The following is a 21255-nucleotide window of genomic DNA, read 5'->3' on the forward strand; positions in this document are numbered from 1 at the left end:
GACAAAACGAAACCAGGTCGAGGTTCAGTCAGTCCACCAAACCCGCTTCATCTCAACAGCCCGCTCCTGGCACTTACTCAGCACCTCACGCTTCTGGGCGTTGTTCATCTTCCCCCACTGGCTGATCTCCGTACCGGAACGAAAACACCCCTCACAGATGTCCTCACTGTTCAACGCACACACGGAAACGCACGGAGACTTTACTGGAAACTCAAACATCGGCTCAGGCTCTTTATCCTTTACGCGGCTCCAGTCACTCTCAGACATGACTCAGACCTCAACCAGCTCTTCCGCAAAGCGCTGGCCGTTCGCCACATACACATCACTACTCAATTTCAGCAACTCAAACGTCGACTCGTCCAACGTCTTCATCACCTTGGCGGGGCTACCCAGTACCAGCGAAAAATCTGGAATCTCCATATTTTCCTTCACCAGCGCATTCGCCCCAATGATGCAACAACGCCCAATCTTGGCCCCATTCAACACCACCGCGTTCATCCCCACCAGGGAATATTCGCCAATCTCGCAACCGTGCAAGGTCACATTGTGCCCCACGGTCACACCAGTACCGATGGTCAACGGTTTGCCCGGATCGTTGTGCAGCACCGAGCCATCCTGAACGTTGGCCCGCTCGCCGATGGTAATTAGCTCGTTATCGCCGCGGATCACCGCGTTAAACCACACCGAACTGTGGGGCATCATCAGCACATTGCCGATTACCCGCGCGCCGGGCGCGACATAATGGCCTTCACCCTCAAGCTGTGGCTGTTTATCGCCCAATCTGTACAGCATGCGACCTCCGGCAATCAGTGCTACGTCGTTGAAATAAGCCGCGTATTATCCCGCCCGCCGGGTTGGATTGCCACCCTCAGGGCACCCCAGCCACCCGTGACCAGCCAGACAAATCAGCCAATCAGAACCCCTTCCAGCGCCAACAGCCGCGCCTTCATCTCGATGCCCCCCGCATACCCGGTCAGCGACCCGTCGGCGCCGATGACCCGATGGCAGGGAACGACGATGGAAAGCGGGTTGGCACCATTGGCCCGGGCCACTGCGCGCACCGCTTTGGGGTTGCCAATCGCCTCTGCCAGCTCGCGGTAACTACGGGTCTCGCCAAAAGGGATCGCACACAGTGCGCGCCACACGGACTGCTGAAATGGTGTGCCCGCGGCACCCTGCGGGAGATCAAAAGACTGCAGCTCGCCGGCGAAGTACGCCTCGAGCTGCTCAAACGCCAAATCCGTATGCGGTGTCGACGCTTGTAACCAGCCTTCTCGCACCGGTAAGGGCCGCTTGCCAGCCTGCAGGTCAATACCCACAAGCCCCGCTTCGCTCGCAGCAATACCAAGTTCGCCAAAGGCACTGGGATAAATTTGGTACCAGATCATGTTGAGGAGTTCTCTTTGGTCTTCAGTTTGAGGGACTGCCACAGCAGCAATGCCCCGTAAGCACGCCAAGGCCGCCAGGATTCTGCCCGCGCCAGCGCCTGTTTGGGGGTCGCTTTTTTCTCACTATCACCAAGCGCGATTAAAATCCCCAGATCTGACGCGGGAAAGGCATCCGGCATCGAAAGGCCGCGCATCGCCGTATAGTGCGCAGTCCAGTCGCCGATACCAGGGAGTGCCGTCATCTGCCGGCAAAACGCCTCCAGCTCCGGCTCATCAAAATCGACATCCCCGGCCAAGGTGGCGGCGACAAAATTACGCAACGTGGCGGCGCGAGTACGGGTTACCCCGATATCGGAAAAATCGGCATCGCGCAGCTGTTCTGCACTGGGGAATAACAGCTGCTCACCACTTGGGCCGGTAAACGCTTCGCCATACCCCCTGGCCACACGCCCGGCAATGGTGGTCGCGGCGGCAACGGAGATCTGCTGACCGATAATCGCCCGCAAGGTGTATTCAAACGGGTCCCAGGCGCCGGGTAAACGCACGCCCGGCGTTGTGCCCAGCACCTGCCGCAACAGCGGGTCCGCCTGCAAGTGCTCACGGATCTCCTCACTGTCCGCATCCAGGTCGAATAGCCGCCGCAATTTTTCCCGCAGCGGGTACAACACAGCACCACAACCTTCAGTGCCGCCTTCGCCAAAGACGCCCACCCGCAGGCGGCACTTTTCAGGCTCGTGCGCAACGCGCAGCACACCGCGCTGACCGTGCAGCGCGAAACTGCGCTGGTATTCTCCCTGTTCCGGATCCTCCGCCGCTATCACCTGCTCCACACCGGGCAGCGCGCGGGCAGCAAAAAACGCCAGCAGCGCGGGCCAGTCGAAGGGCGGGCGATAACTCAGATAAATCTGCACTCCGTTACCAGAATCCGACTGCTGAGCGCGCTTGGTCGATTCCCGACGTACTTCGCTCGGCGTGCGGTGATAAATGGATTTGAACACCCCATTGAAGCGACGTAGGCTATTGAAGCCCGAGGCAAAGGCAATGTCGGCTACCGGTAGGTAGGTATCCCGCAGTAGCCCGAACGCAAACAACGCGCGCTCCGTCTGCCACACCTGCAAGGGGCTCAGCCCGATATGTTCGGCAAAGAGTTTGCGCAAATAGCGGCTAGTAATCCCCAGACGCTCGGCAAGCTGCTCAATGGACTGCGCTTCACGCTCCGCGCGCATCAACGCCAAAGCGCGCTGCACGGTGGTGGATACAAGCCCCCAGGCGGCACTGCCCGGAGCCGCGTCCGGTCGACAACGCAGACACGGGCGATAGCCCGCGGCGGTGGCTTCCGCAGCGGTGTTGAAGTATTCGACGTTCTTCTCCAACGGCGGCCGCGCCGGACAGATCGGACGGCAAAAAATACCGGTGGTCTTCACCGCAGTGAAGAAGCGCCCATCGAAGCGCTTGTCGCGCGCAAGACGCGCACGGTTACAAATGACCGGATCTGGCTGCACAGTATGCTCACAAATTAAACCGTATACCGGCAGTCTATGATCTCGCCGCGCAGAAGACTAGTCAGATTCGGAACTGACAAGAAGACCCAGATATGGGCAAAGAATTAGCGGGGTTTACCGATACCCGCTGGAAGTGAAGTAGCGCGATAAACGATTGCTACAGGGTACCCCAGACTTTCTGCAGAACCAGGAACAGAAAGGCGGTAGAGCATCCAAAAATCAGTAGCCCGTTAACGGCCAACAGCGGCCCTAACATGCGCCAGGGTGGTTTCAGCACCACATCACCATAACCCAGGGCAGTAATCGATGAGGTGGCAAAGTACACCCCTTCGACAAAATTCGGCACCAGGCGCTTGCGCCAGAAAAACAAACCCCACAGGGCGGCTTCAATCACGTGGGTAATGAATAACGAAACAAAACAGAGTGTTACCAGTACTGTGTCCGCCCTACCGCTGCCCAGAACATCGGCAAACCACTGATGCACACGCGACATATGATGGGCAAATTCCAGCAATACCGCAGCGTGAAACAGAAACGTGGTTACCGCCAGTATCAGCGCCGTTGCGAGCACATGTGGCCGGTGGCTCATTTACTGCCTCCCGGGCCTGGCGCTGCCAGCGCGACCGCTTCAAACCCACCACCCAGCGCCAGGTGCAAGCGAATCCGATTGGCTACACGCGCATTGCGCAAGCGGATTACATTTGACTCCACCAGCAACTGCTCCGCCTGAAGCTCACCCACCCACAACAAATCCCGCTTGCCTGCGCGGTACTGTTCGATTGCGATTTCCACTGCGCGGGTGCGGTCCTGCAACGCACGCTGCGCGTAATACAGCTCGCTGGCTAACAGTGATTCACTGGCCAATAGCGTTTCTACTTCGCGGAATGCGTTCAATACAACGCTGCCATAATTGGCCACCGCCTGCGCCTGTTCCGCGGTGGCGATCCGCACGTACGCACACAGGGCACCACCTTCGTAAATCGGAATGGTTGCGCCCACTTCCGCAGATGCCCAGTAAGGACTCAAGCGGAGGATTTTCAACAAGTGATCACCGAGACGCTCGGCAGTGAGTTCCAGAGAAAAGTCTGGCAACAGTGTCAGGCGCGCGGATTCTTCCTTGCGAAAGGCAGCCAGAACCAGATATTCAGCAGCAATAACATCCGGGCGGCGTTCCAACAGTGTCACGGGTAGCCCCGCCGATACTGGTGGTGGCAGCGGCGGATACTTCTCGGCACCACGAAGTTCCGCTGATGGGTAACGTCCAAGTAGCACTTCAAGCGTGCGCACCAGCTCGCCGTAATTAATCTTGGCCTTTTCGCGTTCACTTTCCGCATTTTGTAGACGCGCACGTGAGTCCACCACGTCCAGCTGCGAACTCTTGCCACTCTGGTTACGCACTTCCGACAGCTCGAACAACTGGGAGTAAATACGCACAGCGTCGTCCGCAAGCTGAATCAACTGCAATGCCTCGGTCACCAGATACCAGTTCAGCGCCACCGTTGCGGCAAGGGACTGGCGCGCGTATACGAGATCAAATTCACTGGCCTCGTAGTCGGCGATGGCAGCCGCGCGATTCGCGCGCAGCTTGCCCCACAGGTCCATCTCCCAGGTCACCCCGAGCCCGGCGATGGTATGACTGAAGGTATGTTTGAAACGATCATCGTCACCGAAGTCGTGGGTTCGCTTGGCACCGATTTTCCCGCCCACTTGCGGTTTCAGCGGAGCACCGGCCACAACCACCAGCTGCCGTGCAATTTCCACATCTGCTATGGCCTGGTGTAAATCCAGGTTGTTGGCCATGGCTTCCGCGACCAGCGCAGTCAACACCGGATCATCGAAGGTCCCAAGCCAGTTATCCACAACCGGCAAATTGCTGGTGCGCGCCACCCACTCCAGGGGCACCTCGGTCTCCGGTGGCAGGGCAGCGTCGAGATTTTCTACGGGCGACGGTGGTGTACGTAACGCACAGCCCTGTGCAGCCAGGCCTAGCACCAGAGCCAGCAGCAAGTAGACGAGTGGAAGCGTGCGACTGTTCATCCGGCGAAGGGGTACAGATAGTTTGCCCAGGAGTAGGCGCGGATACCGATCTTGCGCAGTATCACGAAGCCGCTGGATGTATCGGTATAAATGGCCGCGCGCCCCTGAGTGCCAATGGGGAATTTGGACTGATCGTCCCCGTCCATACGGATAGCGACGACAAACTGCCCCTGCGGCATCTCCAACGGCCGGAAATGAAACTTGGGCAACTTGCCGCTGGGAAGCAACTGGCCATGTCCACTGCCACGCCAGATGGCCTCTACCTTGCCGGTAAAAATCTGCCCCGGGTACAGGTCGAGGGCGACTTCCACCACCTGCCCTTCCTCCACATGTTTCAGGTTCTCCTGAAAATAATTCGCCAGCAGATAACGGTCAGACTCGCACACAAAGGTTGCGATGGCGCCGATACGAAAAGAGCCGGCAACCATGCCCGGGCGCACCTGCAGGTTCATCACATGGCCGTCTTCCGGGGCGGTCATCAAGGTATTGTCGAGATAGAACTGGGCCAGATCGAGTTTCGCCTGAATCGTGGCTACGGTGGTATTGACCCCATCAATGCGCGAGTTGTATTCGAGTTCCGCTCGCTCGACTTCGGCCATGGCCTCGCGAATACCGGCTTCACTGGCAACGACACGGGCGCTCCATTTTTCCACATCTTCCTGGGGGCCGGCGCCGGTGCGCGCGAGTTTCTCCGACAGCGCAAGTTCATAGCGCGCATACACCAGCTCGGCCTCCTTCTGCACCACTTTCTGCGACGCCAACTGAATGTCTGCTTCCAGTACCTTTACATTTTGTTTGGCCTTCGCCAGTTCCGCTTCATATTCCCGCACCTTGTATTCGTACGGGCGGCGGTCAAACTGAAATAGCGGCTGGCCTTTTTTGACCAACACATTCGGCTCCACCAATACATCGGTCACCAGCGTTGGTTCATTCAAGCGCGGGGTCAGCTGAATGGTGTGCTGGATCATGCGTGCATTGGTGGAATACGGGGTAATAAAGCGCAACCCGATCAGGAAAATCAGCAACAGATGCAGGCCCACCGACAGGGACACAATGCCCCAGGCGATATTGAACTTCATCCATTTAAATTTAAAAAACGTCAGCCAGACGGCGACGATGTAGACGAACAGTATGACGAAGCCCAACAGCATTAATGCGGCCCCTTAAGCGTCTGTATCGCCATTATTGTGCGGGGGAGTGTCATGCGGGGGATTACCACCGGATGATCTCTTCTTTTTGTCGCCCTCATCCCCTTTCAAACGCGCGATATTTTCATCGATTGCCTGCGCCTCTTCTTCGGGCAACCGGCGAATATCGATGGTATCGGTCGGTTTAAACGCCCAGATGAATGCATTGATCCACGGCACCACGGCGAGGAAACCCGCGTACCCCATTATGCGCACCGCTTCTGCGTCCGGGTGCTTGCGGGCAATGGCAATGCGACCGGGCAACCCGGCGATCCACAGCAAAATCACGAGAATACACAGGCAGGCGCCGATAATGACGAGGAAGGTCAGGTAGTCCCAGTGATCAAGCTTGAATCCCATAGAAAATCCTCTTCTGCCGACTCAGCCGCGGGCGCAGAGAAATGATCTTCTTCCCGGAATCTGCACCACGTAGAAGGCTGCCCGAGAATTATTAATCACACTATTGCACTTAAATTGCTTTTAAATTCATTTAAGTGCTCTTGGTAGGCGTCCATGAGATTGTAGAGTACTGGCGGTCAAACGCTGCTAGCGAGAACACTACTGGCACTCGAGTGTTCAAGAAAAGCGGATATGCCGACACGCTTTGACGCATCCCAAAATAGCTGGAACAGGGACCGGATTAGGAGTGGGAATAAGCAAGTATTTACCACGCCTGATCAATGCACCCCGGCGCAGGCAACATATACTGATTTCAATGACTTATCGCCGCCGTGGCACTCAAGTGTGCAGCGACGGAATTGCCGCAAGCGCACTTGACCAACAACGATATCGAGCCAACTTCACGCTGGACCACTTCATGGCAGAACTGGAGAAAAAGCCGCACGCTGACTGGCGACGCTACATCGAAAAACCCCTACCGTTAGCAGAAGCCCACGACCTCATTATTCCGGGCTCCGTACCGTCGCTCAGTTTCTACCTGATGATGACCGCGTCCACGGTCATCGCCACCCTCGGCTTACTCGCCGACAGCGCTGCAGTAATTATCGGCGCAATGCTCGTGGCACCCTTGATGGCGCCGATCATTTCCCTCGCCTTCGGTGTCGTTTCCTGGGACGGGCACTTGATGCTGCGCTCGGTATTGATCGCAATCTCCGGGAGCCTGCTGTGTATCGTCATCGCATACCTGACGACCCATGCCATCGGCTATCAGATGGCGGGCCCAGAGATTGTCGCGCGCATGCGCCCTAGTATGCTCGACCTCGACGTTGCCATTGCCGCGGGTGCGGCGGCGGCCTATACCCTCACCCGCCCGAGCACCTCTGCGACTCTGGCGGGAATTGCCATTGCCGTGGCCCTGGTCCCGCCTCTGTGCACGGTAGGCATTGCCCTTGCACTGGACAATGAGGCCAGCATCGAGGTGGGCGTGGCGTGGGACTACCTCAGTGCAAAACGCCCATTTATCCTGTTCTTAACCAATCTGGTGGGTATTGCCTTTGCGGCAACGGTGGTTTTCTTCCTACAGTATTTTCGCAAGCAACCCAGAGCGATTGCCGCGCTTGCTGCTGCCTTTGTCAGCCTATTAATCGTCGTCCCCTCCCTCACCCACGGCCTGGAAGAACTGCTGGTGCGCAATATGGTCCAGCGTTCACTGATCTCCGAAAGTCACGAAATTATTGGTACCGATGCGGAGCTCCGCTTCACCAGTATCACCACACGTTTTGACGAGGACAGTATTGTGATCCGCGTCGATGTGGTGGATGGCGCAGAGGTGATTACGCAGGAATTTGCTGATGCTTTGCAACGGCGCATGGGGGAACTGGCCGAAAGGCCCGTGCAACTCGAAATCGGGGTCATGCCCGAGCTCATACTTCGCAGCCAGGGAACGGATCTGGATGTATCGGGATCACCCGGAGTATCTGGCGATAGCGCCCGCTAGGTAATGCCTCTGCCGCAAAATAAAAAGCCCCGCTCTTGGCGGGGCTTTTTATTAGGGTTCTATATTGGGGCTCTTTAGTAGAACTTAACAGAAGCTCAGAAGCTTTCGACTTACTGAATACCGAGGATTTCCTTGCCCTGAATAAAAGTCACATCCACGGGAATATTCGCGGCTTTCAATCGATCCAGATCAGATTGCAGCTCTGCGCCAACCACGCCCATTTCCTCCAGTAGCGCTTTGGACTTTTTATAGTCGCCATCGCCTTGGATGGTGAGAATCAGGTTCGACAACTTCGCCATGGCTTCCTGCATTTTTTCGAAGTCCACGCTGTACAGGCCAGATGCTTCATCGCGGGTAAAGGCACCTTCCTGCTTGAAGAAGTTGAAGCGCATCATATTCGCCTTACCGTGGGCACTGGCCGCGCCGAAACGCACGCTGCGGAAAATACCGGCCAGGAAGGTCACGTAGTTATCCATCAGCTCGCCGTCTTCCAGTTCACCTTTTCCGTGCAGTTCGGTGATCATGTACAGGCCGAGAATATCCGCCTTGCCCTCTTCCAACGCAGAGGAGGTTTCCTTTAGCGCCTGACGCACATTGGCGCCATCGGTAACCGTTTTCTTGATCCCCAAGCCATGCGCCACTTCGTGGAACATGGTATTGGCAAAGAAGGCATCAAAGGTAATGTGTTTGCGCTGATCTTCGGCAATCAGAACGCCACCAATCGGCACCAGGATCTGGTCGAACTTCGCGCGCATGGCATTTTTTAGCTGCAGGCGGCGAGTCCCTTTTTTCAGCTGTACTTCTTCGTCATTCGGCAAGTTGATTGCAATGGTCTTGGAGCCAGCATTACTGTCACCTGCGTAATACAAGACGTCGTAGGCGTTCAGGTCAGAGTCGGTGCCCGGGGTTTCCGACTTGTACTTTTCATCCACCGGTAAACCGCGCTGCAGTTCTGGTAAGAACGCGGCAAACTTCGCCAGTTTTTCGCTCCATACCATGTCTTTAAGCAATACATACGATGAGTAGGCCGTGCGATAGGCAAACAGCTTATCCTCGTAGTTTTCGATGGGGCCGATCACCACGTCGATGCGGTTGTTTTTCATATCCATCCACGCCATATCACTTTCGCGGAACTCGTCATTTAACAACGCATCGGCACGCAAATTCAGATAACCGGCAAACTCGGCGTCTTCTGCCAGCGCGGCTGCTTCACGCAATAGCGTGGCCGCTCTTTCCAGTTCCGCCTTATAGGCTTCGTGGTACGGAGTGAGGGTCAGGTTGCCGTTCTCATCGCGGCGCACCAATGAATAGAGGCCGTCTTTGCCCGGCTGCTGCCACGCATCAAACTCCTGCTTGGTCATGTCTTCCGGGTAGAACTCGGCACCCAGCGGTTTATCACCATAGCCGGCAATAAACGGCTTGTTGTCGTTCAAGCGATCCCAGGGGCCATAATTAATTTCAGCGAATTTTCGCGCGGCACTATCGTCGATGCCGCTCAGCAGCTCCTGTGCAGGGCCGTAAGACTGCAACCAGAACAACTGATCCATGATCTTGCTCGCATCGATCAGTTTGCCAATCAACTGGCGCTGGTTGTCCGACAGGGAAGACAAGTCGGCGTTCAGTTCCACCGGTGCATAAATATTGAAACGGGCGGGATCCACCCCCTCCGCGATACCGCCGGCCTGTGGACCGGTGGCGGGCTGCACGGTTTGCTGTGCTGGATCCACAGCCTGTTGCGCAGTCGTATCTGCAGGCGCATCCTGCTTCGTGGTGGAGGAGGATTTATCGCCGGAAGAACAACCGGCAGCAAGAACAAGCGCCAGTGCCGACGCAGCAAAGAATACAGGTTTCATGCAGATTCACGCCCAAGGGTTTTCGTTATTTGTGCGCGCCACATTAAATATGGCGTCTGAAGATGTCCACAGTACCGGAGGCTCACCTCCGGCACCGGATATTCGACTGCAATTATGGGCAAATTAAGAAATTTACGTGGCGTGAACAGGTGAGAGAAAAAACAATTCACGCCAAGAAGTGAACAGTGGTTCGTCAGGGTGAGGAGGTCACGCTCTCGGCGCCTTGTTCACGGGCACGCTCCTGTTGTTGCATGCGCCACAGGGCGGCGTAGTGGCCATCGGCTTCGATAAGCTGCCGGTGATTCCCCTGCTCAACCACACGCCCCTGATCCATTACCAGAATCTGATCCGCATCCACCACGGTGGACAAGCGGTGAGCGATCACCAGCGTGGTCTGCTCCTGGGAAATTTCCTGTAATGCGCGCAAGATGCCCTGCTCGGAATGGCTATCCAGACTGGAGGTCGCCTCGTCAAACACCATAATCGGCGGGTGCTTGAGGATTGCCCGGGCAATCGCCACGCGCTGTTTTTCACCCCCGGAGAGTTTTAAACCGCGCTCACCCACAACCGTATTCGCGCCTTCCGGCAACTGACGGATAAAGTCGTCCAACTGTGCGTGGCGAATCGCGTCTGCCACGTCTTCGTCACTGGCGTCGACGCGACCGTAACGTACGTTCTCATGGATAGACTGATTGAACAGCACCGTATCCTGGGGCACAACGCCGATCGCCCCGCGCAGCGAATCCTGACTGACTTCGCGAACATCCTGTCCATCCACAAGGATGCTGCCTCCGGTGACGTCATAGAATCGGAACAGCAGTTTGAACAGAGTCGATTTACCCGCGCCACTGGCGCCAACAATGGCGACCTTTTCTCTGGGCGCGACACGAAAGCTGACACCTTTGAGGATTTCCCGGTCGGCGCCATAGCCAAAATGCACATCGCGGAATTCAATACCGCCCTGCTGTACATCGAGGTTCGCGGCCGAAGGTACATCCTCAATCGCCGGCTTTACGTCGAGAATGGAGAACATCTTTTCGATATTTGCCAGGGCACCCTTCATCTCCCGATACACAAAACCGAGGAAATTCAGTGGGATAAAGATCTGCATCATGATGGCGTTGATCAGCACAAAATCACCAATGGTCATGGTGCCATTGGTGACATTCACCGCCGCCATTACCATGGCGCCACACATGGCCGCTGCAGTGATAAATGCCTGACCAGCATTCAGCCCAAATAACGACAGGCGATTCTTGCGCCGCGCCTGCTCCCAGGCGGCCAGCTCGTGATCGTAATGTTGTGCCTCATGCCGCTCATTGCCGAAGTACTTCACCGTTTCGTAATTCAACAGGCTGTCTACCGCGCGGCTGCTGCTCTGGGATTCGGCCTGATTCAATTCACGCACAAAGCGCGTACGCCACTCTGTAGCGACGACGGAAAAGCTGATGTAAGCCACAACCGCACCCAGCACCAGCAAGGCGAAACTGGCGTTGTAGTTCCACCACAACAGGCCCACCACCATCAGGATTTCTACCAGTGTGGGAACTATGTTGAACACCATAAAGCGCATCAGGAAGCCGATGCCGGAATTACCGCGTTCAATATCCCTAGACAAGCCGCCGGTGCGGCGATTGAGGTGGTAGTCGAGGTCCAGCTTGTGCAGGTGCTGGAACACTTCGAGTCCGACGCGACGCTGCGCGCGTTCGGTGACACGGCCGAAGATGGTGTCGCGAAGCTCACCGAACAGAACCGATGAAAAACGGACAAATCCGTAGGCGAGCAATAGCCCCAGAGGCAGGGCAATCGCCGCGGCCACGCCACCGGCCTGATCCAGATCGTCAACGATATGCTTCAACAGGAAAGGCAGGCCGACACTGGCGGCCTTGGCGCCCACTAGGCACATCAACGCCAGTATTACCGGGCGTTTGAACTCTAACAGATAGGGGAATAGTGTTTTCAGGGCGCTCCAGTGGACATCTTCCAGAGCGACGGCGGACTTGGGTCTGGGCATGGGCAATCTCGGTAAATCAGGCGCGCAGTATACCCAATCAACCGACTCAAGGTTGGGAGAACTCGTGTTACGAGTCTTCGTTCTCGCTGAGGGCTCTGACGGGCACGTCATCTCTGCGCCCAATGGGCGCATCCAGTACGCGCACCAGGAATTCTGTCAGAACCCCGGCGGTAAACCCCCAGATTTCATAGCCCTCGTAGTTATAGGCGGGCAGGTAGATACGGCGCTTATCGATGGTAATACGGTCGGTACGAATGCGCGGATCATCAAAAAACCACGACAGGGGAACCCGAAAAATCGCGTCCAGTTCACCCGGGTTGGGTGTCAGGGATGCATCGGCGGGCACAATGCCGAGCCACGGCGTAACTTCTACCTGCCAGCGGGTGGTGCGGGTCCACAGCGGGCCGAGTATACGGACCTGGTCTGCGGGCAGGCCAATTTCCTCGTGTGTCTCGCGCAGCGCGGTGTATTCGAGGGATGGGTCGGTATCATCCCAGCGACCACCGGGAAGGGATACTTCACCGGAATGACTGGATAGATGCTGGGAACGCAGAGTCAAAATGACCTGAGGGTCTTTTTCATCGGTCAGCGCGAGTAAGACAGCTGCGTGACCATGCAGGTTCGAGCCGCTCGGCACCTGGGCGTGCAGCTCATCTTTGATTTTGGCGAAGCGTTTTTCGATAAGATCCAACATGCTTGTACGATTTTCGCCGTACCGGCGTACTCCTGCTTACCGCTCTATCCACACTATACGCGTTACTGCGCCGACCTACACCTGCTCAGGTCGCAGAATCTTTGCTGTCCCTCTGTTCACCAGCACCGGTGTGGCCGGTGAACTTCTCGCGCACAGACTGTACCAGTGCGAAATAAATCGGCACCAGGAAGGTGGAAACAATACTCGCCGCGAGCATACCACCGAATACCGCGAGCCCGAGGGATACACGGCTTGCCGCACCTGCCCCGGTGGCAACCACCAACGGGAAGATCCCCAGCACAAATGCCAGCGCCGTCATCAGCACCGCGCGAAAACGTAGGCGCGTGGCTTCCAGTGCCGACTCTTCGATACTTTTACCCGAGGCGCGCTGCACCGCAGCGAATTCCACCATCAGGATCGCGGTCTTGGCAGAAATACCAATTAGTAGAACCAAGCCAATCTGCGTGTAGAGGTCGTTGTTATGTCCCATGATAAAGTTGGCAAACAGGCCACCGGAGATCGCCACAGGAATCGCCAGCAATACTGCGACCGGAATACTCCAGCTCTCGTACTGAGCCACCAGAAACAGGTAGGCAAACAATACCGCCAATGAAAACAGAATCGGCGCTAGATTACCGGCACTGATTTCTTCCAGACTCTGCCCGGTCCACTCATAGGCGTAACCATCGGGCAGTTGGCTGCCGATGTCCTCCATGGCATCCATGGCTTCACCACTGGAATAGCCCGGCGCCGGTCCACCATTGATGGTGACACTGTTGTACATGTTGTAGCGCTGTACTGTCTGTGGTGCGACGACCGGTGCAACTTCGGCAACAGAACTAACGGGAACCAGTCCGCCACTATTGGCTCGTACAAAGAATCCGGTGAGGTCGTCCTCGCTGTCGCGAAATTGCGAGTCAGCCTGCGCCAGCACCTGAAATACCTTGCCGTAGCGATTGAAATCATTGATGTAATAACTGCCCAGATAGGTTTGCAAGGTGAGATACACATCGGACAACCGCAGGCCGAGGATATGCGCCTTGTCTTTATCGACTTCGAGCTCAAGCTGTGGCGAGGCGGCCTGATAAGTGGTGAATGCCTCGGCAATTTCCGTACGCTGATTCGCCTCACCCAACACCGCATAAAGCACGCCGGCCAGTTCCTGAATATCCCGGCCCTGTAAATCTTCCAGTACGAATTCAAAGCCACCAATGGTACCCAGCCCCGGAAGGGCCGGTACCGGGAATGCCTGGACTTGCGCTTCGGCTATCCCGGCACCCATTTTTTGCACTTTATCGAGAATCACAAACTGGTTGAGCTCTGGCGCCTCACGCTCGTCCCAGGGGTGAAGAATCACGATCATAAATGCCGTGTTTGACGAGAGGCTATTGGACAACAGGCTGTATCCGGGCACCGCCATGACATGCGCCACACCATCCAGCTGACGAATATCTTCACTGAGCTTTCTTACTACAGGTGCCGTTCGCTCCAGAGAAGCGCCATCGGGCAACTGTACGTTCATCATGAAATAACCCTGATCTTCGTCAGGGATGAAAGCGGTGGGCACGGCAGAAAACAGCCAGAAGCAGAGCGCGCCCAAACCAAAGATTGTACCGAGACCGATTAAAGGCCTACGCACACAGAAGCGGACAATTTTTACGTACAGGTTTGTGGAACCATGCAGAAATTTATTAAAGAAGCCAAAGATGCCACGATTCTTTTCGCCATGCTTCCCGCCACCTTTTGGGGGGCGCAATAGGATTGCGCTTAACGACGGGCTAAGGGTCAGTGCATTCACACTGGAAATAAACACCGAGATGGCGATGGTGATCGCAAACTGCTGATACATTTTGCCGGTCAAGCCGGGCATCAACATCACCGGCACAAATACCGCGAACAACACGGCGGTGGTGGCAACCACTGGCCCGGTCACCTCACGCATGGACTCCATCGCCGCCTCTTTCGGCGCGAGCCCCTCGCCCAGCAATCGCTGAGTGTTTTCCACCACAATAATCGCATCATCCACCACAATGCCGATGGCGAGGATCAGCGCAAATAGCGTCACCGTATTGATGCTCATCCCCAATGCGAGCATCACCGCAAAGGTACCCACCAGTGATACAGGAATGGCAACGGCGGGAATCAAGGTTGCGCGCCAGTCCTGCAAAAATACGAATACCACAATGATTACCAGCAGCAGCGCAACAACCAGCGTGATGACCACTTCCTTAATCGACTCGCTGACAAATGTAGTGGTGTCATAAATGATCTTCGCCTGCAGACCGTCGGGAAAGCGCTCGGATAATTCGTCAACTTTTGCGCGAATATTTGTCGCCACATCCATGGCGTTGGCATCGGGCAGCTGGTAAACCGCGATTACCGCGGACGGCTTGCCGTCCAGCTCACCAAACGCGCTGTAACTGGCACTGCCAAGCTCAACCCGCGCGATATCCTTCATGCGCACGATGCCGCCTTCGGGAGAAGAGCGGAGGCTGATATTTTCAAATTCTTCCGGGTCGACGAGACGCCCTTCGGCGAGGATGCTGTACTGGAATTGCTGATCCGAGCGGATAGGAGGCGCGCCGATTTTACCCGCCGCCACCTGCAAGTTCTGCGCTTCTACCGCCGCAATGACATCATTCGCGGTCACGTCCAGTGCCGCCATCTTGTCCGGATTTAGCCACAGACGCATGGCGTATTGCTGAGAACCCAAAATCTCGACGCTACTCACGCCGTCGATTCGCGTTAACTCATCACGGATAAATATTTCTGCGTAGTTGGACAGGAACAGGGATTCGAACTCCCCTTCCTCGGACACAAGGTTCACCACCAGCAAGATGGTATTGGACTTCTTCTCGACGGTGACACCGCTGCGGTTCACCTCCGCGGGCAAACTCGGTGTGGCCTGTTGCACCCGGTTTTGCACGTTTACTTGGGCAATATCCCCGTCGTAGCCGCTCTCAAACGTCACCGTGAGGCTATACGTACCGTCATTACTACTGGTGGAGGTCATGTAGGTCATACCCTCAACCCCATTGACCTGCGACTCGATGGGAATGGCGACACTGTCGCGCATGACCTCGGCACTGGCGCCGGCGTAGTTGGCGGTCACCACCACCGTGGGCGGAGAGATCTCTGGATACTGGGCGATTGGGAGCAGAGGTAACGAGAGAATCCCCGCCAGGGAGATCAGAATAGAGATCACCAGCGCGAAGCGTGGACGGCGAATAAACGTCGCGCTAATCACAAGCGCTTTCCCTGTTCACTTTGTTGCTATTCACTCTCCAATGGTCGGTATTCACTTACCGTCATAATAGGCGTCAGGCTCTTTGGATTTATCCTTACCCTCTCCCTCTGCCCCGCGGCGCATTTCTTCCCGCAGCTGATCGATATCCGCACCGTCGCGCGCGCCCCCTTCGCGTCGTTCTTCGGGGGGAATATCTCCCGAGCGAATCTGATCGAGCGGGCTTTCCACCTGGGGTGGTTTCTCTACCTTGAGGTTTTTGTATGGATCAAGCGCCGAATTTTGTGGGGTTACCGGTTTGTCGGGACTCACCCGCTGCAACCCATTCACAATAACCCGCTCGCCGGCCTTGAGGCCCTTCTCCACCGCCCACAGCTCATTTTCCCGCTGCCCAAGTTCCAGATAGCGCTTATGAGCGATGTTGTTATCGTCCACCACGTAAACAAAACGCCCCTGCATGTCTTCCAGAACCGCTGCCTGCGGTACCAGGGGTTTGATTGCATCGGCGCCGGCAAACACGCTGATCACCACCCGGGCAAATTGCCCTTGCACCAGCAAACGCTCGGGGTTGGGGAAGCGTGCACGCACCAGAGCCGAGCCCGTAGCCTGGTCAATCTGGTTGTCGACAAACACGATGATGCCCGGGTAGGGATAAAACTTACCGTCGGGCTGTTTGATCTGAATTTCCCGCTCGACGGGTCTCTCACCCGTCTGACGGCGGCGCTCCTGTTCTTCCTGCACAGCAAACAGGCGGTTTTCCGGCACCTCGAAGGTCACGTAAATCGGGTCCATGCGCACTATGGAAGTAAGGGGATCGGTGGCGGGCCCCACCAGAGAGCCTTCGGTGAATTCCGAGCGGCCAATCAGCCCCGTTAGCGGCGCCCGGATCTGGGTATAGGAAAGGTTGAGTTGCGCAGCTTCCAGGTCTGCCTGGGCGGCGGCCACGGTAGATTCGGCTGCTTCAAAGTTGCCGGTGAGTTCATCCATCTGCACCTGGCTGATGGCGCCGGTCTTTACTAGTTGCAGCCCCCGGCGATAGTTGCGCTCCGAGACACGCAACGCCGAGCGGGCCTGAGCGAGGTTTGCCCGCTGGTTGTCCAGCGCCGCGATATAGGGTTTGGGGTCGATTTGATACAGCAGTTCGCCCTTTTGCACCAACTGCCCTTCCACAAAGTCGCGGCTTTCAATGTAGCCCTCTACCCGCGGCCGCACCTTGAATTCATCAGTCGCCTCTACCCGCCCAACATATTCATAGCGGGGTACGACTTGATGCTTGCGCACGGCGAGCACCTCCACCGGCGGCGCCTTGGGAGCGGCTTCTTCCTCCTTCTTCGAACAGCTTGCCGTCGCGATCGCGAGCATCGAAACCGACAGGAAAACCACAAGAATACGCGCCATGGAACAACGACCACCGCTTACTGCAAAAAACATCTCCTAAACACTATAGAAGTCCCGGCAGCGTCAGGCTGGCACTCCCGCACGGCGCGGGTATACTTGCGCCATGAAATTTTGCAGCCACTGTGGCCACTCCGTTGTATTCGAAATTCCCGAAGGGGATGACCGCCCACGGCACCTGTGCCACGATTGTGGCGCCATTCACTATGTGAACCCGCGAGTAATCGTCGGTGTCCTGCCTTACCTCGGTGAGCAAGTTCTGTTGTGCAAGCGCGCCATCGAGCCGCGCCACGGGCTGTGGACCCTGCCGGCTGGTTTTATGGAAAACGGTGAGACCAGCGAACAAGGTGCGCTGCGCGAGTCATGGGAAGAGGCACGCGCCAGTATCCGCGTGGACGAGCTCTTCTCGGTCTACGACATTCCGCATATCAATCAGGTCTACCTGCTCTACCGCGGTGAGCTGACCGACACCAACTTCGGCCCCGGGCCTGAATCCCTGGAAGTGGAACTGTTTGATGAAAAGGACATCCCCTGGCGGGAAATGGCCTTTCCGGTGATGACACAGACACTGAAGCACTACTTCAGCGATCGTGAAAAAGGAAACTACGGCCTGCACCGCGGTATCATTGAACGCAAGCTGTAACGCACGCCGGCCCAGAACTTATTCCTGCTGCCGGCGCTGCTTGAGTAACCAATCGTAAATATCCTGCCCTTCGTAAACCCGCCGCCACACATCGTGGGCCATATCTTCGTGAATGGTGAAACGCACTTCCGCGTCACTTTCCTGTTCCAGCTTATTTAAGAAAAACCCGCAAATCAGCAGAAACGCCGCCCCGCATGTTTGCTATGAGTATCCGAGTCACTGTAACTCAGTGGCGCCTGAAGGTCTTTAAAATTGTGTCACGGCGCACAACTTTCACGGGGGCCACTTGGAGCGATTCCAATGCGGTGGTTTAAACTCGCTTGTACAAGAACGATAAAGAGCCAAACGCGATGAAACACCTGTTCCTGAAGAATTTCTGGTTGTCGGTAAAGTTCGCTCTCCTTGCATTATTGTCACTATCGATCTGCGCCTGTGGCGACAAAACCCCAACAAGTAATGCCACATCTACAGCACAAACTGAACAGATTGTCGCGAGCGTGGGCGGCCAGCCGATTTATCTGCATGAAGTGGATACGGCCATTCGGATTCAGCACTACGACCTGCTCCTGTCCGAGTATGAAATGCGCTTTGCCCAACTCACCCAGATGGTGAACGCCAAGCAAGACCAGATTGGCGGCGACGTCGAATGGCTACTGGAGTATCCCGAGCCGCCGCGAATCGAAATAAATACGGGGACGCGTCCGGTACGGGGAAATCCGCAGGCACCCGTGGCACTTACGGTTTTCTGCTCCTACCAATCGGTACACTGCGCCCAGGTTCACCCCCACCTGCTGGCACTCTTGGATGCTTACCCGGGTTGGGTTTCATTGCAACATGTCGATTACCCCATGCACTTTCACCGCGAGGGGCGCAACGCCGCCCGTGCCGCACGCTGTGCTGCCAGACAGGGCTCACCCTGGGCCTATGCCGACGGTCTCTACGCGCGAGCGCGCCATCTCGATAGCGGAGTCTATCCCCTGCTGGCCAAACAGCTTTCCCTGAAAGCCGAAGATTTAGCGACCTGTATGCAGGAACCGGAGGTGTCTGCGCTGGTGGAGTCTGACCTTGCGTTAGCCAAGGAGCAGAGCTTTGGTAATGTCCCCGTCGTTCTGATCAATGGACTGTATACCCGCGGCCCCAAATCTTATGAGCATTACGCAATGTGGGTAGTGCGAGAACTGCAGCGCAACGGAATCGCTCCTGGCAGTATTCACCCGCAAGCGGATAGATATTCCACAGGTGGTGAACCGCAACTTCAGCACACCCAATTGCCCTTGCGCCTGGAGGGCACCAGTCTTTCAACCGCTGCAGAGAACTCGAGCGCGCTGATCGCTATTGAGGACAATGAGGCTGTGCGGTTTGCCACAGGCGCCTCGCTGCTCCAGAAGGTGCGGATAGCCTACATCCACAAAGATCATGTGATTCTGAACAATGATGGCGTCATCGAGCGATTAAATCTGCGCGGCGAACTAAGCGAGTCCACCGATCTGCCACCATTGACGAGCCGTACACCACGCGACTCCGCAACCATGCAACGTATTGAGCAACCCGCCGGTGAGACCCGCAAACTTATCCCAGCGGATGGCGTTTTGCCATTGGGGCAAGAGTGGCTGCGCCAACAGCTGTTGGAGCGCGAGGAATTGGCGAAAAAATTTGTCCTCGCGGAACACGAGGTAGATGGCTACAAACTGCTGCGACTGGAAGGTATTACCGACAGCGAATTTTTTGCCGCGCTGGGACTTGAAGAAGGCGATGTCGTGTTACGTGTTAACGACGAATGGGTGCACAGCGGCCAGAACCCATTGTGGGATGCACTGGTGAGCGGTGAAGTGACGGACGTAACCTTTATGCGCAATGGGTTACCTCAGCGCCTGCAATATACCGTGGCAGAGACGGGCTACTTCGACGACCTGGACAGCGCACCGGGGAATACCAACAACGCGGGTAACAATAGCAGCGACGGCGAGGCAGCCGGGGAAAGTGGTAGCGAAAAAGATAAGAGTGACGATGAAGAGGATTCTGATCCGGATACCGATAAGGATGAAGATGAGGATGAGGATGAGGATGAGGATGACGGTGCGTAGTTTTTCACAGTAAAAACACGAGAGCGGGTACTGTCTATACCCGCCCGTTCACCGTATGCGTTTCAGAACGTTAAGTCTTATTTGTCCGGGTTACCATTCCACATCAGGTCGGCAACGGTATTTTGCCCGGCAACACTTGGGTGGAAGCAGTCGCCACCATCAATATCGTTTTTTCCGAACTGGAAAGTACCGGTGCTAGGCTGCGATTCCCCAGCATACTCTGCGATAACTTCGATGCCGTTAGTGCCATTGTATGCACCGGCCTCTTCCTGCAGGATTTCGTTATAGCGTTGTTGAGCTGCAGTAATACCCGCCTGACGGGTTGCGAAGCTCTCACCATTCATCGTACCGCCATCGGTAGCGATTCGGCATATCCCAAAGGTTGACCAGACACTTTCACAATTTACTCGCCAGTTGCCGGACTGTTTGGCTAGGCCTGCGCCACGCAGATCTTGAATGCGCGGTACGGAACCAAGCACAACCGTGGACCCCGTAGGCAGCCCATTAACCAGCTTGTCCATACCCGCGCGGACCGCACCGCGCCATTGTGCGTCGGTGTACAGCGGGTCTCCACAGTTGGCACCATCAACGCAACCACGATTACAGATATCGTTGCCGCCCAGCACAACTTCTACGTGATCGGCAACGGTGGTCTCGGCCAGAACCCGATCTGCCTGAATACTGAAGCTATCACCGCCTCCTCGCATTTCCGCACCAGAGCGAGCGGCACCTTTGTTGGCGGCTACGCCCGGATCAAGCGCCTTGTACTTGTCGTGGACACTGTTGACGCTGGAATCCCAGCCATCAAACCAGCTGTGCTCGGGCTGGTCTCCACCCAGAAGACAAAAGAAGCCACCGGTGAAAAATGTATTACCAGTACAGTCGGCGGCAAACCCCATGGTGATACTGTCACCTGCGGCGGTGGCTTTTGCTGGCGTGGCTAGAACTTGGTTCGCTGAAAAAGAAAAGAACAACAGGAGGGAAGCAAGCAGTTTGAACTTCTGCATGATGAATTCTCCGTTCGTGGTTTTTATCAATTATTCGAATTTGCTATCACGGTGAACCGCCCAAGTGTTGTGCACGCAACGCCCCATTACCAACCAGATTCGAATGACTAATTAGTCCATGACCAAAATTGGGAATATGGTCGCAAGTCGGTCGCAAAAACCTCTGCACAACAAACGGGAAGCGATCCAAAAAAGTGCGCTGCGCCCCAGCTCACAACGGGTTGCGCCGCTATCCAGGGGATGCAGAAAGCGTCAAATGAACGATCTAAAGGGAGATTTAGACAAGAGGCGAGGGAGTAAAAAAGGAACT

General features: G+C 56.1%; 17 protein-coding genes. 3 read left to right on the plus strand and 14 right to left on the minus strand.

Features of this window, described 5'->3' with window-relative positions; genetic code table 11:
- Positions 1-24: 24 nt before the first annotated feature.
- From Mag101_RS12515 to Mag101_RS12550, 8 genes are all read right to left on the minus strand, one after another.
- Positions 25-267 (minus strand): DUF1289 domain-containing protein, encoded by a 243-nt coding sequence (locus Mag101_RS12515; RefSeq protein WP_077405525.1) that lies wholly within the window; start codon positions 265-267, stop codon positions 25-27.
- A gap of 3 nt (positions 268-270) precedes the next feature.
- A complete protein-coding gene (locus tag Mag101_RS12520) occupies positions 271-792 on the minus strand; it encodes a gamma carbonic anhydrase family protein (RefSeq protein WP_077405527.1) in 522 nt (173 codons plus the stop codon).
- Positions 793-905: 113 nt separating this feature from the next.
- Positions 906-1388: a methylated-DNA--[protein]-cysteine S-methyltransferase gene (locus tag Mag101_RS12525; protein ID WP_077405530.1), complete on the minus strand. Its 483-nt coding sequence runs from the start codon at positions 1386-1388 to the stop codon at positions 906-908.
- Positions 1385-2890, minus strand: a complete 1506-nt coding sequence (locus Mag101_RS12530; protein ID WP_077405533.1) for a DNA-3-methyladenine glycosylase 2 — start codon at positions 2888-2890, stop codon at positions 1385-1387. Before Mag101_RS12530 ends, Mag101_RS12525 begins: the two co-directional genes overlap by 4 nt.
- Positions 2891-3047: 157 nt before the next feature.
- On the minus strand, positions 3048-3479 hold the full coding sequence (locus tag Mag101_RS12535) for an ion channel (RefSeq protein WP_077405536.1): 432 nt from the start codon (positions 3477-3479) through the stop codon (positions 3048-3050).
- Complete coding sequence (locus Mag101_RS12540; RefSeq protein ID WP_077405540.1) at positions 3476-4927, minus strand: TolC family protein; 1452 nt, start codon at positions 4925-4927, stop codon at positions 3476-3478. Before Mag101_RS12540 ends, Mag101_RS12535 begins: the two co-directional genes overlap by 4 nt.
- On the minus strand, positions 4924-6078 hold the full coding sequence (locus Mag101_RS12545) for an HlyD family secretion protein (protein WP_077405543.1): 1155 nt from the start codon (positions 6076-6078) through the stop codon (positions 4924-4926). Before Mag101_RS12545 ends, Mag101_RS12540 begins: the two co-directional genes overlap by 4 nt.
- Positions 6079-6090: 12 nt before the next feature.
- Entirely contained in the window at positions 6091-6474 is a 384-nt protein-coding gene (locus tag Mag101_RS12550; protein ID WP_232325013.1) for a DUF3302 domain-containing protein, read from the minus strand.
- Between the two features lie 355 nt (positions 6475-6829).
- Between Mag101_RS12550 and Mag101_RS12555 the strand changes: the two genes are divergently transcribed.
- Complete coding sequence (locus tag Mag101_RS12555; RefSeq protein WP_077405546.1) at positions 6830-8011, plus strand: DUF389 domain-containing protein; 1182 nt, start codon at positions 6830-6832, stop codon at positions 8009-8011.
- A gap of 110 nt (positions 8012-8121) precedes the next feature.
- Here the strand turns inward: Mag101_RS12555 and Mag101_RS12560 are convergent, their stop codons facing one another.
- From Mag101_RS12560 to Mag101_RS12580, 5 genes are all read right to left on the minus strand, one after another.
- Positions 8122-9864: a dipeptidyl-peptidase 3 family protein gene (locus tag Mag101_RS12560; protein WP_077405549.1), complete on the minus strand. Its 1743-nt coding sequence runs from the start codon at positions 9862-9864 to the stop codon at positions 8122-8124.
- 193 nt (positions 9865-10057) lie between these two features.
- Positions 10058-11878, minus strand: coding sequence for an ABCB family ABC transporter ATP-binding protein/permease (locus Mag101_RS12565; protein ID WP_077405552.1), 1821 nt, complete (start codon positions 11876-11878; stop codon positions 10058-10060).
- A 67-nt stretch (positions 11879-11945) separates the two neighbouring features.
- The gene (locus Mag101_RS12570) at positions 11946-12572 is read right to left on the minus strand and encodes an NUDIX hydrolase (protein ID WP_077405555.1); all 627 of its coding nucleotides are present in this window, start codon (positions 12570-12572) and stop codon (positions 11946-11948) included.
- An 85-nt stretch (positions 12573-12657) separates the two neighbouring features.
- Positions 12658-15819: an efflux RND transporter permease subunit gene (locus tag Mag101_RS12575; protein ID WP_077405558.1), complete on the minus strand. Its 3162-nt coding sequence runs from the start codon at positions 15817-15819 to the stop codon at positions 12658-12660.
- A 51-nt stretch (positions 15820-15870) separates the two neighbouring features.
- The gene (locus tag Mag101_RS12580; RefSeq protein ID WP_232325014.1) at positions 15871-17247 is read right to left on the minus strand and encodes an efflux RND transporter periplasmic adaptor subunit; all 1377 of its coding nucleotides are present in this window, start codon (positions 17245-17247) and stop codon (positions 15871-15873) included.
- Positions 17248-17317: 70 nt separating this feature from the next.
- Here Mag101_RS12580 and Mag101_RS12585 point away from each other — a divergent pair, with 70 nt between their 5' ends.
- Together Mag101_RS12585 and Mag101_RS12595 are read left to right on the plus strand one after the other, a co-directional pair.
- A complete protein-coding gene (locus Mag101_RS12585) occupies positions 17318-17854 on the plus strand; it encodes an NUDIX hydrolase (RefSeq protein WP_077405565.1) in 537 nt (178 codons plus the stop codon).
- A 350-nt stretch (positions 17855-18204) separates the two neighbouring features.
- The gene (locus Mag101_RS12595) at positions 18205-19938 is read left to right on the plus strand and encodes a thioredoxin domain-containing protein (RefSeq protein ID WP_077405569.1); all 1734 of its coding nucleotides are present in this window, start codon (positions 18205-18207) and stop codon (positions 19936-19938) included.
- A 77-nt stretch (positions 19939-20015) separates the two neighbouring features.
- On the opposite strand, the gene Mag101_RS12600 is transcribed toward Mag101_RS12595, so the two are convergent.
- On the minus strand, positions 20016-20945 hold the full coding sequence (locus tag Mag101_RS12600) for an SGNH/GDSL hydrolase family protein (protein WP_077405571.1): 930 nt from the start codon (positions 20943-20945) through the stop codon (positions 20016-20018).
- Positions 20946-21255: the final 310 nt, after the last annotated feature.

The sequence above is a fragment of the Microbulbifer agarilyticus genome (assembly GCF_001999945.1).
GTDB lineage: Bacteria > Pseudomonadota > Gammaproteobacteria > Pseudomonadales > Cellvibrionaceae > Microbulbifer > Microbulbifer agarilyticus_A.

Bases quoted from the DNA above. Each gene is read 5' to 3' on its own strand.
- Mag101_RS12515 (WP_077405525.1), bottom strand. From the start codon at position 267: ATGTCTGAGAGTGACTGGAGCCGCGTAAAGGATAAAGAGCCTGAGCCG.
- Mag101_RS12520 (WP_077405527.1), bottom strand. From the start codon at position 792: ATGCTGTACAGATTGGGCGATAAACAGCCACAGCTTGAGGGTGAAGGC.
- Mag101_RS12525 (WP_077405530.1), bottom strand. From the start codon at position 1,388: ATGATCTGGTACCAAATTTATCCCAGTGCCTTTGGCGAACTTGGTATT.
- Mag101_RS12535 (WP_077405536.1), bottom strand. From the start codon at position 3,479: ATGAGCCACCGGCCACATGTGCTCGCAACGGCGCTGATACTGGCGGTA.
- Mag101_RS12540 (WP_077405540.1), bottom strand. From the start codon at position 4,927: ATGAACAGTCGCACGCTTCCACTCGTCTACTTGCTGCTGGCTCTGGTG.
- Mag101_RS12545 (WP_077405543.1), bottom strand. From the start codon at position 6,078: ATGCTGTTGGGCTTCGTCATACTGTTCGTCTACATCGTCGCCGTCTGG.
- Mag101_RS12550 (WP_232325013.1), bottom strand. From the start codon at position 6,474: ATGGGATTCAAGCTTGATCACTGGGACTACCTGACCTTCCTCGTCATT.
- Mag101_RS12555 (WP_077405546.1), top strand. From the start codon at position 6,830: ATGACTTATCGCCGCCGTGGCACTCAAGTGTGCAGCGACGGAATTGCC.
- Mag101_RS12560 (WP_077405549.1), bottom strand. From the start codon at position 9,864: ATGAAACCTGTATTCTTTGCTGCGTCGGCACTGGCGCTTGTTCTTGCT.
- Mag101_RS12565 (WP_077405552.1), bottom strand. From the start codon at position 11,878: ATGCCCAGACCCAAGTCCGCCGTCGCTCTGGAAGATGTCCACTGGAGC.
- Mag101_RS12570 (WP_077405555.1), bottom strand. From the start codon at position 12,572: ATGTTGGATCTTATCGAAAAACGCTTCGCCAAAATCAAAGATGAGCTG.
- Mag101_RS12580 (WP_232325014.1), bottom strand. From the start codon at position 17,247: ATGTTTTTTGCAGTAAGCGGTGGTCGTTGTTCCATGGCGCGTATTCTT.
- Mag101_RS12585 (WP_077405565.1), top strand. From the start codon at position 17,318: ATGAAATTTTGCAGCCACTGTGGCCACTCCGTTGTATTCGAAATTCCC.
- Mag101_RS12595 (WP_077405569.1), top strand. From the start codon at position 18,205: ATGAAACACCTGTTCCTGAAGAATTTCTGGTTGTCGGTAAAGTTCGCT.
- Mag101_RS12600 (WP_077405571.1), bottom strand. From the start codon at position 20,945: ATGCAGAAGTTCAAACTGCTTGCTTCCCTCCTGTTGTTCTTTTCTTTT.